This window comes from Pseudomonas mandelii (assembly GCF_002251635.1).
Lineage (GTDB): Bacteria > Pseudomonadota > Gammaproteobacteria > Pseudomonadales > Pseudomonadaceae > Aquipseudomonas > Aquipseudomonas mandelii_B.
Genome location: NZ_NMOJ01000067.1, coordinates 62334 through 73849, shown reverse-complemented (window position 1 = coordinate 73849; position 11516 = coordinate 62334). Strand labels below are relative to the sequence as shown.

General features: G+C 58.5%; 12 protein-coding genes. 9 read left to right on the top strand and 3 right to left on the bottom strand.

Features of this window, described 5'->3' with window-relative positions; all coding sequences use genetic code 11:
* Positions 1-489: 489 nt before the first annotated feature.
* The 4 genes from rpoE to B7L09_RS09900 all read left to right on the top strand — a co-directional run bounded on the left by rpoE (position 490) and on the right by B7L09_RS09900 (position 4263).
* Positions 490-1071 (top strand): RNA polymerase sigma factor RpoE/AlgU, encoded by a 582-nt coding sequence (rpoE, locus tag B7L09_RS09915; RefSeq protein ID WP_094468673.1) that lies wholly within the window; start codon positions 490-492, stop codon positions 1069-1071.
* A gap of 32 nt (positions 1072-1103) precedes the next feature.
* Positions 1104-1691 (top strand): sigma-E factor negative regulatory protein, encoded by a 588-nt coding sequence (locus B7L09_RS09910; RefSeq protein WP_094468672.1) that lies wholly within the window; start codon positions 1104-1106, stop codon positions 1689-1691.
* 8 nt (positions 1692-1699) lie between these two features.
* A complete protein-coding gene (locus B7L09_RS09905) occupies positions 1700-2656 on the top strand; it encodes a MucB/RseB C-terminal domain-containing protein (protein WP_094468671.1) in 957 nt (318 codons plus the stop codon).
* Between the two features lie 182 nt (positions 2657-2838).
* Complete coding sequence (locus B7L09_RS09900) at positions 2839-4263, top strand: DegQ family serine endoprotease (protein ID WP_094468670.1); 1425 nt, start codon at positions 2839-2841, stop codon at positions 4261-4263.
* Between the two features lie 75 nt (positions 4264-4338).
* Here B7L09_RS09900 and B7L09_RS09895 read toward each other — a convergent pair whose 3' ends face one another.
* Positions 4339-5772 (bottom strand): M48 family metalloprotease, encoded by a 1434-nt coding sequence (locus B7L09_RS09895; protein ID WP_094468669.1) that lies wholly within the window; start codon positions 5770-5772, stop codon positions 4339-4341.
* 96 nt (positions 5773-5868) lie between these two features.
* Between B7L09_RS09895 and B7L09_RS09890 the strand changes: the two genes are divergently transcribed.
* Positions 5869-6108, top strand: coding sequence for a sulfurtransferase TusA family protein (locus tag B7L09_RS09890; protein WP_020300476.1), 240 nt, complete (start codon positions 5869-5871; stop codon positions 6106-6108).
* A gap of 31 nt (positions 6109-6139) precedes the next feature.
* Positions 6140-7210 (top strand): AI-2E family transporter, encoded by a 1071-nt coding sequence (locus B7L09_RS09885; RefSeq protein WP_094468668.1) that lies wholly within the window; start codon positions 6140-6142, stop codon positions 7208-7210.
* A 145-nt stretch (positions 7211-7355) separates the two neighbouring features.
* Here the strand turns inward: B7L09_RS09885 and B7L09_RS09880 are convergent, their stop codons facing one another.
* A complete protein-coding gene (locus tag B7L09_RS09880; RefSeq protein ID WP_094468667.1) occupies positions 7356-7829 on the bottom strand; it encodes a peroxiredoxin in 474 nt (157 codons plus the stop codon).
* A 10-nt stretch (positions 7830-7839) separates the two neighbouring features.
* Positions 7840-8400: a glycine cleavage system transcriptional repressor gene (locus B7L09_RS09875; protein WP_094468666.1), complete on the bottom strand. Its 561-nt coding sequence runs from the start codon at positions 8398-8400 to the stop codon at positions 7840-7842.
* A gap of 328 nt (positions 8401-8728) precedes the next feature.
* Here B7L09_RS09875 and dapA point away from each other — a divergent pair, with 328 nt between their 5' ends.
* Genes dapA through B7L09_RS09855 form a run of 3 tightly spaced genes read left to right on the top strand, consistent with a single transcriptional unit; the run spans position 8729 to position 11503 of the window.
* On the top strand, positions 8729-9607 hold the full coding sequence (gene dapA / locus B7L09_RS09865) for a 4-hydroxy-tetrahydrodipicolinate synthase (RefSeq protein ID WP_094468664.1): 879 nt from the start codon (positions 8729-8731) through the stop codon (positions 9605-9607).
* A 17-nt stretch (positions 9608-9624) separates the two neighbouring features.
* Positions 9625-10740, top strand: a complete 1116-nt coding sequence (gene bamC / locus B7L09_RS09860; protein WP_094468663.1) for an NlpB/DapX family lipoprotein — start codon at positions 9625-9627, stop codon at positions 10738-10740.
* 4 nt (positions 10741-10744) lie between these two features.
* On the top strand, positions 10745-11503 hold the full coding sequence (locus B7L09_RS09855; protein ID WP_094468662.1) for an MBL fold metallo-hydrolase: 759 nt from the start codon (positions 10745-10747) through the stop codon (positions 11501-11503).
* Positions 11504-11516 lie beyond the last annotated feature (13 nt).

Sequence of the window (11516 nt, the reverse complement as noted above, 5' to 3'; positions counted from 1 at the left end):
GGTCACACAGCCCACTAGTATATAGAGGGGGGGAGCGGCACAATACCCGAGCGCATATGGCATTGTGAAACTACTGTGACGGAAAATACCTGACGCTTCGTCGGATGGTTTTTCGGCCGGTTCGGCGACAAGGGGACTGTATCAACGATTTAACAGTCTTTTTCTGTTCAGGGTTGCACTATGTCGCTTTCGCCCGTCTATAAATATTTGGAACTTTTGCCAAAGGCTCAAGATCAATAGACGGTGCCTGAAAAGAAGGACGTGTCGGTTTCAGGGTGGGACTTGTGGTTTGGTCCTGGCCAGTGATTCCGATGACAAGATTATTCGCGCAGCCGGGTCATGCCGAGCTGCGCTTTTCGTGCGTGCCAAATCAGAGCCCGCCGGAAACTTGCTTGGAGGGGGAGAACTTTTGCGAAAAGTCCTAGTCTATGTTTGCAAGCCTGATCGTTTAGTTATGCAAGCCTCCTTCAAGTACAACGAGGAGTGTTCATGCTAACCCAGGAAGAGGATCAGCAGCTGGTCGAGCGCGTTCAACGCGGCGACAAGCGAGCTTTCGATCTGCTAGTGCTGAAATACCAGCACAAAATTCTCGGGTTGATCGTGCGGTTTGTGCACGACACCCATGAAGCGCAGGACGTTGCACAGGAAGCCTTTATCAAGGCGTACCGTGCACTTGGCAATTTCCGCGGTGATAGCGCGTTTTATACGTGGCTTTACCGCATCGCCATCAACACGGCGAAGAATTATCTGGTTTCACGCGGCCGTCGGCCGCCGGATAGCGATGTCAGTTCCGAAGATGCAGAGTTCTACGATGGCGATCATGGCCTCAAGGATCTCGAGTCGCCAGAGCGTGCATTGCTGCGGGATGAGATCGAAGGCACCGTCCATCGAACNATTCAGCAACTGCCAGAAGATTTGCGTACGGCGTTAACTTTACGTGAATTCGATGGTCTGAGTTACGAAGACATTGCGANCGTCATGCAGTGTCCGGTGGGGACTGTANGGTCTCGGATTTTCCGCGCTCGGGAGGCCATCGATAAAGCCCTGCAACCGTTGTTGCAGGAAAACTAAAGACAGCGGCGACAGCCAAGAGAGGAACCGCCATGAGTCGTGATGCCCTGCAGGAATCGCTGTCCGCAGTGATGGATAACGAAGCGGATGAACTGGAACTTCGTCGAGTGCTCAATGCCTTTGACGATGTTGAAACCCGTGAAACCTGGGCTCGTTATCAAATCGCTCGGGCAGTTATGCACAAGGATCTGCTGCTTCCACGTCTGGACATCGCCGCGGCAGTGTCTGCTGCTTTGGCCGACGAAGCCGTACCGGCAAAAGCCTCCCGTGGTCCATGGCGCAGCCTGGGTCGACTGGCTGTCGCTGCTTCGGTGACCGTTGCCGTACTGGCAGGTGTGCGTTTGTACAACCAGGACGAGATCGCGGGTGTCGAACTTGCTCAGCAATCCAGTCAACCGGGTCTTGCCGTTCCTCAGGTCAAGGGTCCAGCTGTATTGGCAGGCTACAATGAGAGTTCGGAAGCCACTGGCCCTATGGCCAACGGCGTATTGCAAGGTCAACCAGGCTGGCACGATCAGCGTCTGCCAGGCTACTTGCGCCAACATGCTCAACAGGCTGCACTGAAAGGTACTGAGAGCGCTCTGCCTTACGCTCGTGCAGCAAGCCTGGAAAACCGTTAAGGAGGATCATGCGCGCCATACCTCTACTTTCGCTTCTGCTCAGTGGCTGGTTCATTGTTCCAGCCCATGCCGATGAAGCCCAGGACTGGTTGACCCGTCTTGGTCAGGCCGAGCAACAGCAAAGCTTTAACGGTACATTCGTTTACGAGCGTAACGGTAGTTTTTCTACCCATAACATCTGGCACCGTGTCCAGGATGGCAAGGTCCGTGAGCGTTTACTCCAGCTCGACGGCTCAGCACAGGAAGTCGTGCGCATTGATGGGCATACTCAATGCGTCAGCGGCATCCTGATAGCAGGGCTTGGGGACTCTCCCAGCTCCGCTGCTCGTGCACTCGATCCACAAAAGTTGAAGAATTGGTATGAGCTTGCCGTCATTGGCAAGTCGCGTGTGGCTGGGCGTGCGGCAGTGATTGTTTCATTGAAGCCACGTGATCAGCATCGCTACGGTTTTGAGCTTCACCTTGATAAGGAAACCGGCTTGCCGTTGAAGTCATTGCTACTGAATGACAAAGGGCAGTTGCTGGAACGTTTCCAGTTCACCCAACTGGATACCGACAACGTGCCGTCTGACCGCGACTTGCAGGCAGGCGAGGATTGCAAGGCAGTCAACCTCGACAGTGACAAGGCCTCCGCCGTCAAGGCCACCCAGGTCTGGCATTCGGACTGGCTCCCGCCCGGTTTCGAGTTGACCAGCAGCAGCGCCCGCAAAGATCCAGAGACCAAAACCCAGGTCAACAGTCTGATGTACGACGATGGTCTGGCGCGGTTTTCGGTATTCCTTGAACCGTTGAACGGTGCCACCGTTACCGACACCCGCACCCAGTTAGGCCCAACCGTTGCTGTTTCTCGACGCTTGACGACCCCTCAAGGCGAGATGATGGTGACCGTGGTCGGTGAGATTCCGATAGGTACTGCTGAACGGATTGCGCTGTCCATGCGCTCCGATGCCACTGCAACCAAGTAGTGAGCTGATATAGAAATGTTTGGTGAGCATTTCAATTTGCAAACAAACCTGAATTTTTCTATAGGTCAGAGCCTCACGGCTCTGGCCTTGTTTTGTTGTTCCCGGAACAAAAATACCGGCGTATCTTTCCCGGTGTTCCTTGCTCCATATCGCTTAACCATGCTCGTCGTAACGGGAGCCGTATGTCGATACCACGTTTGAAGTCTTACCTATCCATAGTCGCCACGGTGCTGGTACTCGGTCAGGCGGTCGCTGCTCAAGCAGTCGAACTGCCTGATTTCACCCAGCTGGTCGAGCAGGCCTCGCCCGCGGTGGTGAACATCAGTACCACGCAAAAGCTGCCGGACCGCAGGGTGTCCGACCAGATGCCGGACCTTGAAGGCTTGCCGCCAGCGCTGCGCGAATTCTTCGAGCGCGGCATGCCACAGCCACGCTCGCCTCGCGGTGATCGCCAGCGTGAAGCGCAGTCCCTGGGCTCGGGCTTTATCATCTCGCCCGACGGCTACATCCTGACCAACAACCACGTGATCGCCGATGCCGACGAAATTCTCGTTCGTCTCTCCGACCGCAGTGAGTTGAAAGCCAAGCTGGTAGGCACCGACCCACGTTCCGACGTGGCGCTGCTGAAAATCGAAGGCAAGGATCTGCCAGTCCTGAAACTGGGTAAATCCCAGGACCTGAAGGCTGGCCAATGGGTCGTAGCGATCGGCTCGCCGTTCGGCTTCGACCACACCGTGACCCAGGGCATTGTCAGTGCAATCGGTCGTAGCCTGCCTAACGAAAACTACGTGCCGTTCATCCAGACCGACGTGCCGATCAACCCGGGTAACTCCGGTGGTCCGCTGTTCAACCTGGCGGGCGAAGTGGTCGGAATCAACTCGCAGATCTACACCCGCTCCGGTGGCTTCATGGGCGTGTCCTTTGCCATTCCGATCGATGTGGCCATGGACGTTTCCAACCAGCTCAAAGCCGGTGGCAAGGTCAGCCGTGGCTGGTTGGGCGTAGTAATCCAGGAAGTGAACAAAGACTTGGCTGAGTCGTTCGGTCTTGAGAAGCCGGCCGGTGCGCTGGTAGCCCAGATCCAGGAAGATGGCCCGGCTGCCAAAGGCGGTCTGCAAGTGGGCGACGTGATCCTGAGCATGAATGGTCAGCCGATCATCATGTCGGCCGACTTGCCGCACCTGGTGGGTGCGCTGAAAGAAGGCGCGAAGGCCAATCTTGAAGTGATTCGCGACGGCAAGCGCAAGAATGTCGAGCTGACGGTTGGTGCGATCCCTGACGAAGGTAAAGAGCTGGGCTCGAAACTCAAGTCTGGCGTTGAAACCAATAGCAATCGTCTGGGTGTTGCCGTCGCTGACCTGACCGCTGAGCAGAAGAAAACCTACGACCTCAAAGGTGGTGTGGTGATCAAGGAAGTTCAGGACGGTCCTGCATCGCTCATCGGCTTGCAGCCAAATGATGTGATCACTCACCTGAACAACCAAGCGATCAACGATAGCAAGGAGTTCGCTGAAATCGCCAAGGCACTGCCGAAGAATCGTTCGGTGTCCATGCGGGTTCTGCGTCAAGGTCGTGCCAGCTTCATCACCTTCAAACTGGCTGAATAAACCGGTTGTCGGCTGAATGAAAAACCGCCTCGAAAGAGGCGGTTTTTTTGTGTCTGCGTTTTATGTTCCTGCAGGTCAGCCCATCATGTCCTTGACCATACGTTCCTGCTCCATCAACTCACGTTGCCGGGCGTCGATACGCGACGACAGTGGGAAGTTGCTGCCGGCGCGGCGCTTGGCGAAGTCCAGTTGTTGAATGGCCTGCTTGAAGTCGCCCACCAGGGCGAAGTACTCTGCGCGAGCCTGATGCAGACCGATGATGTTGCCTGACAGGCCGCGAGTCTCGGCCACCTGATACCACACGTCCGGATCGTCCGGGCGCGACTTGAGCAACCCTTCAAGCGCCTTTTCAGCATCGGCGGCGCGGTTTTGTTTCAGCAACAGATCGACACGCACCTGATTCAACGGATAGTTGCCAGGGTACTGAGTGAGCATCCGGTCAACCCGTGTTTGAGCATCGGGCAGACGATTGTTGGTGATGTCCAGATCGACCTGCGCCAGGTTGTAGATGATCTCGTTCGGTGAATTGGCCAGCAGCAGCTTGAGGTTCTCGCGAGCTTCATTCAATTGGCCACCCTTGATCTGGGCGATTGCCAGGCCATAACGGGCGACGTCATTTTTCGGGTTCTCGTCGAGCTGCGCGCGGAAGCGCTTGGCGCCCAGGCCTGGGGTTTCTTCGTAAACCAGCTGAACGCGCGCACGAATCAGCTGATAGCGCAAACTGTCTTCCGTGCCGCCGGGTTTGGCTTGCTCGGCGCGGTTGCGGGTGTCGGCGATCCGCGACTCGGTCACCGGGTGCGTCAGCAGGAATTCCGGCGGCTTGGCGTCAAAGCGGTATTGACGCATCAACCGCTCGAACATGGTCGGCATTGACCGCGGGTCATATCCGGCCTTTTCCAGGTTGAGGATGCCGATGCGGTCGGCTTCCTGTTCGTTCTGGCGCGAGAAGCGTCGTTGCTCCTGAATCGCCGCCGCCTGAGTACCCGCAATCGCCGCGATCCCGGCGTCACCGGCACCGGCAGCCGCAATGACGATACCGGCCAGCAAAGCCGCCATCATCGGTAGCTGCATGCGCGACTGAGCTTCCACGCCACGGGCAAAGTGGCGTTGGGACAAGTGAGCCAATTCGTGGGCGAGCACCGAGGCATATTCACCTTCGGTCTGGGCATTGAGGAACAGGCCGCCGTTGACCCCGACAATCCCGCCTGGCGCAGCAAAGGCGTTGAGTTGCGGGCTGTTGATCAGGATGAACTCCAGGCGTCGGTCATTGACCTGGCTGGTTTCCACCAGCTTGTACACGCTGGTTTCGACGTAATCCTTGAGTTGTGGATCATTGAGCTGCGAGACCTGGCCCCGCAGGTAGGCAAGCCAGGCACGGCCCAGTTGGAATTCCTGTTGCGGAGAGACAATGGCAGAACTGGCGTCGCCAAGTGACGGCAGGTCGTCAGCGAAGCCCGGAGAGGCCAGCAGGCAGGCCAGCGTCAGCAGGGTAGGGCGCAAAAAAGTCATGCACAGAGCCTTTCGACAAAGAGCTTACTGTAGCCGGACACTGAGCTTCGGACCAGATATTCTAGGCAACTCCACCACCTGACCCGGAGCGATGTAATGACCGACGCTGTAGCCCATGACGCCGAACTGGACGCCAGTGGCCTGAATTGCCCCTTGCCGTTGCTCAAGGCCAAGCTGGAGCTGAATCGACTGGCCAGTGGCGCGGTGCTCAAGGTCATCGCCACCGATGCGGGTTCCCAGCGCGACTTCCGCACCTTTGCCCGATTGGCCGGTCATACGCTGCTTCGCGAAGAAGATGAGGCGGGTGTTTACCGCTACTGGTTGAAAAAAGCCTGAAACCTGCTGCGTTCATTTCTAAGGATTTTTGATGTTCAAGGTGTTACGCGACTGGATTCAGCGCTACTTCTCCGACGAAGAAGCCGTGGTGCTGGCGGTCCTGCTGTTCCTGGCCTTCACGGCCGTGCTCACCTTGGGCGGCATGCTCGCGCCAGTGCTGGCAGGGATGGTGCTGGCTTACCTGATGCAGGGCCTGGTCACTACCCTGGANCGCCTGCGCATGCCCGGCGGGGTGGCGGTGGGGCTGGTTTTCGCCTTGTTCATGGGCGTTTTGCTGGTGTTCATTATTGTCGTGGTGCCGTTGCTCTGGCATCAGCTGATCACGCTGTTCAATGAGCTACCCGGCATGCTCGCCAAGTGGCAATCGCTGCTGTTGTTGCTGCCCGAACGCTATCCGCATCTGGTATCGGACGAGCAGGTGCTGCAGGCCATCGAAGTGGCGCGGGGCGAGATCGGCAAGTTCGGTCAGTGGGCGTTGACGTTCTCGCTGTCNAGCCTGCCGCTGCTGGTCAACATCATGATCTACCTGGTGCTGGTACCGATCCTGGTGTTTTTCTTCCTCAAGGACCGCGCGATGATCGGCCGCTGGGTCAGCGGTTACCTGCCGCGTGAACGCGCGCTCATTACCCGCGTGGCCGAAGAGATGAACCGGCAGATCGCCAACTACATTCGCGGCAAAGTGATTGAGATTGTTATCTGTGGAGGCGTCACCTACATCGGTTTCGTCGTGCTGGGGCTCAACTACGCAGCGCTGCTGGCATTGCTGGTGGGGGTGTCGGTGGTGGTGCCTTACGTCGGCGCGGTGGTGGTGACGGTGCCGGTGATGTTGATCGCATTGTTTCAGTGGGGCTGGAGNGATCAGTTCATTTACCTGATGGCGGTCTACGGGATTATCCAGACGCTGGACGGGAATGTGCTGGTGCCGCTGCTGTTTTCGGAGGCGGTGAACCTGCACCCGGTGGCGATCATCTGTGCAGTGTTGTTGTTTGGTGGGTTGTGGGGATTCTGGGGCGTATTCTTCGCGATTCCCCTGGCGACGCTGTTCAAGGCTGTGCTGGATGCCTGGCCGCGGAAGGAGCCGGTGGTGGCGCCGCTGCTTTAACGGATAACCCTGATTTTTCAGTGAAGCTAAGGGCTTCATCGCGGGCAAGCCCGCTCCCACAGGGACTGCCCGCTCCCACAGGGACTGCATCAATCCTGTGGGAGCAGGCTTGCCCGCGATGGCGTCAGTACTGACGCCAACACTATCAGGCCTTGTTCAACGCCTGTGCAGCCGCCAACACCGCATCCACATGGCCCGGCACTTTCACGCCGCGCCATTCCTGACGCAGCACGCCCTCCTTGTCGATCAGGAAAGTGCTGCGATCAACCCCCAGGTATTCCTTGCCATACAGCTTCTTCAGCTTGATCACATCAAACAACTGGCAAACCGCTTCGTCCTTGTCACTGATCAGCTCAAAGGGAAACGCCTGCTTGCTCTTGAAGTTCTCGTGGGATTTCACGCTGTCACGCGACACGCCAAACACTTCGGTGTTGGCGGCCTTGAACGCCGCGTACTGGTCACGGAAACCCTGGCCTTCAGTGGTGCAGCCCGGGGTGCTGTCCTTCGGATAGAAGTAGATCACCACCTGCTTGCCCTTGAGTGCAGCGAGGCTGANGGTCTGGCCGCTGGTGGCCTGNGCTTCGAAGTCGGCAACCGGTTNGTCGATGGCAACGGCCATGAANTCTTCCTTACATTGGGTTTTGTGGGCGCCACGGCTCGATCAGCGCATCGAGGTTCAGGGCATCGGCGAAATCCAGGAACTGGTCGCGCAGCCAGCTGATCTGCACGCCGGCCGGCAAGGTCACGGTGAACGTTGCGTTGAGCATGGTGCCGCCGGTTTGTGGCGCCTGGTAAGTGTCGCAGGTCAGGTTTTCCAGCTCGACGTTATGGTCGATGAAGAACTGGCACAGCTCGTTGACGATGTCCGAGCGGTAGGCCGAGCTGACATAAGCGACGTAAGGCAAAGCCTGAGGACGATTCTCCAGCGCCGCGCTGCGCACCACGTTAACGGTGAATGCGTGCTTCTTGGCGAGGCCCGACAGGCTGCCTTCCAGGCGGGCCAGGGCGTCCCAACTGCCGGAGATCTCGAGGATCAACGCGCTGCACTCGCCATGACGGGTCAGGCGGGAGGTCACAACGGCGCAGCGGTTTTCATGGCTGGCGCGGCACAGGACGTTGGTCAGCTCCATGGGGTTGGCGCCGAGGGCACTGATAACAAGGAATTGTTCGCGAACTGTGGGGGTGGACATGCAGCCTTCCTAAANCGATGAGCGGTCGATACTTTTACGGGCTTTTACTACCGGGGGCGAGCCTGCGGATGCGAATTCAGAAAACCCGGGCCGAAGGTTGCAACGTGCTCCATCAAGGCAGGAGCGAGGGGTGGCAACGCTGGTTCGGGGCTTGTGATGCCGAAAATGGAGGCTGAAACCCGAGGTGCGAGCTTATCAGTACCGATCAAAGTCTGAAGGGTAGCGAAAAGCAGCGCCAAGGGGAATGGCAGCAGCGCAGTACTTTGCTTGTACAAGCATCTTGGCGCCAGTACCATTACCGCTCTCTTTTTCCGGCAGGAGCGGTTGCATGATTGCGGGCAGTATGGTGGCACTGGTCACACCCATGGATGCACAAGGTCATCTCGACTGGGATAGCCTGGGCAAACTGGTGGACTTCCACCTGCAAGAGGGCACCAACGCCATTGTGGCCGTCGGCACTACAGGTGAATCGGCCACCCTTGACGTGAACGAGCACATCGAAGTGATTCGTTACGTGGTGAAGCAGGTGGCAGGGCGCATTCCGGTGATCGCCGGTACGGGCGCCAACTCGACGCGTGAAGCGATCGAGCTGACCAAAAACGCCAAGAAAGCCGGCGCCGATGCTTGCCTGCTGGTGACCCCGTACTACAACAAGCCGACCCAGGAAGGCCTGTACCAGCACTTCCGCACCATTGCCGAAGCCGTCGACATTCCGCAGATCCTGTACAACGTGCCGGGCCGTACCGCCTGCGACATGCTGACCGAAACCGTGATCCGCCTGTCGACGGTGAAAAACATCATCGGTATCAAGGAAGCCACCGGCGACCTGGCCCGCGCCAAAGCCATCATCGACGGCGTCAGCAAAGACTTCCTGGTGCTGTCCGGTGACGACGCCACGGCGGTCGAACTGATCTTGCTGGGTGGCAAAGGCAACATCTCGGTGACCGCCAACGTTGCCCCGCGTGCCATGAGCGACCTGTGCAACGCTGCCCTGAAAGGCGACGCCGTCACGGCCCGCGCGATTCACGAAAAGCTGATGCCGCTCAATAAGACACTCTTTATCGAATCCAACCCTATTCCCGTGAAATGGGCGCTGTTTGAGATGGGCTTGATGCCGGACGGTATCCGTCTGCCGCTCACCCGGCTCAGCGAAGCCTGTCACGAACCGCTGCGACAGGCCCTGCGCCAGTCCGGCGTCCTGGTTTAATTGAGGAAGCACTACGCATGAAGCGATTGGCCGGACTTTCCGCACTTGCCTTGATTATCTCCAGCACCAGCGGCTGCGGTTGGATTTGGGGCCCGGATGGTTACTTCCGTGACCGTGGTAGCGATTACCTGGAAGCGCAACAGACTGCACCTATGCAATTGCCAACGGATGTCAGCACCGCCAAGCGTCTGGATCCGCTGCTGCCGATCCCGCGCAACGTGGCTGATGACACCGCCAAAGGCGAATACATCGTGCCGCGTCCGCAGCCACTGTCGGCCTCGGCTGACGCCAGTGCCTACTCGCTGCAGAAGAGCGGTGATTCGCGTTCGATCCTGGCCCAGAATCCACCTGCCGAAGCCTGGCCAGTGGCTGTACAGTTCTTCCAGGACAACGGTTTCCGCCTGGACGAACAGAAGCCGCAAACCGGTGAATTCACCACCACCTGGCAGCGTTCCGACGAACTGTCGGCAGCGATGGCCAAGCGCCTGAGCGCCGCCGGCGTCAGCACCGACAGCGAAACCCGCGTTCGAGTGCGTATCGAGCCGGGCGTTCAGCGCAACACCAGCGAAATCTACGTGGTCAGCGCCGAGCGTCCTGCCGGCAGCACCGCCGACGTGGCCTTCACCAACCGTTCGGTCAACACTGGCCTGGACGCGGCACTGGTCGACGACATGCTCGCGAGCATGAGCCGCATCTCGGAGAAGGGCGGTTCGGTCTCCATGCTGGCTTCGCGTGATTTCGATACGCCGAGTCGCGTCAGCCTGAGCGAAGACGGCAGCGGCAACCCGGTTCTGAACGTCGGCAATGACCTGGATCGTGCCTGGTCGAGCGTCGGTCGTGCGCTGGAACAGGGCGAATGGCGCGTTGAAGACATCAACCGCAGCCTGGGCCTGTACTACATCAACCTCTCCGAAAAAGCCGAGAAGAAAGACGAGAAGCCTGGCTTCTTCAGCAGCCTGTTCGGCAGCGCGCCGAGCAAGGAAGAAGTTGAAGCCCGTGCCGAGCGTTATCAGGTTCGCCTGAGCAAGGTGGGCGACAACGTCCAGGTCACCGTCGAGAAAAACATCAACACCGTGGCGCCGGCTGAAACAGCACGCAAAGTGTTGGGCGTGATTCAGGACAACCTGGGCTGATCCGATGCGCTTTGCCGTTCTCGGCAGCGGTAGCCAAGGGAACGGCACGCTGGTCGCTCATGACGACACGTACGTGCTGGTGGATTGTGGTTTCTCCCTGCGGGAAACCGAAAAACGCCTGCTGCGCCTGGGNGTAAACCCTGCGCAGCTGAGCGCGATTCTGGTGACCCACGAACATGCCGACCACGTGCATGGCGTGGGTTTGCTGTCTCGGCGCTACAATCTTCCGGTGTACCTGAGTCGCGGCACCTTGCGCGGGATGCGCAAACCGATTGAACCCGCGGGCTTCCTGGCCGGCGGCGAGCAACTGCAAGTTGGCGCCCTGAACATCGAAGTCATTGCCGTGGCCCACGATGCACAGGAACCGACGCAATACGTCTTCAATGACGGTGAGCGGCGCTTCGGCCTGCTGACCGACCTGGGCTCGTATTGCAACAAGGTNCTGGACGGTTACCGTGATCTCGATGCGTTGATGATCGAGTCCAACCACTGCCGAGACCTGCTGGCACGTGGTCATTACCCGTACTTTCTCAAGCAACGGGTGGGCGGCGAGCTGGGACATTTGAACAACCACCAGGCGGCGTACCTGGTGTATGAGTTGGGCTGGCAAGACTTGCAACACCTGGTCCTGGCCCACCTGAGCAGCAAGAACAACCTGCCGCAGCTGGCCCGGCAATGTTTTGTCGACACCCTAGGGTGCGATCCGGACTGGCTGCAACTGGCCGATCAAGATTCAGGGCTCGACTGGCGACACATCGCCTAGCCCACCATTTAGC

Coding starts and splice junctions, on each gene's coding strand:
- B7L09_RS09875 (WP_094468666.1), bottom strand. CDS start 8,400: ATGTCCACCCCCACAGTTCGCGAACAATTCCTTGTTATCAGTGCCCTC.
- B7L09_RS09890 (WP_020300476.1), top strand. CDS start 5,869: ATGACCGACGCTGTAGCCCATGACGCCGAACTGGACGCCAGTGGCCTG.
- B7L09_RS09900 (WP_094468670.1), top strand. CDS start 2,839: ATGTCGATACCACGTTTGAAGTCTTACCTATCCATAGTCGCCACGGTG.
- B7L09_RS09895 (WP_094468669.1), bottom strand. CDS start 5,772: ATGACTTTTTTGCGCCCTACCCTGCTGACGCTGGCCTGCCTGCTGGCC.
- B7L09_RS09910 (WP_094468672.1), top strand. CDS start 1,104: ATGAGTCGTGATGCCCTGCAGGAATCGCTGTCCGCAGTGATGGATAAC.
- B7L09_RS09905 (WP_094468671.1), top strand. CDS start 1,700: ATGCGCGCCATACCTCTACTTTCGCTTCTGCTCAGTGGCTGGTTCATT.
- bamC (WP_094468663.1), top strand. CDS start 9,625: ATGAAGCGATTGGCCGGACTTTCCGCACTTGCCTTGATTATCTCCAGC.
- dapA (WP_094468664.1), top strand. CDS start 8,729: ATGATTGCGGGCAGTATGGTGGCACTGGTCACACCCATGGATGCACAA.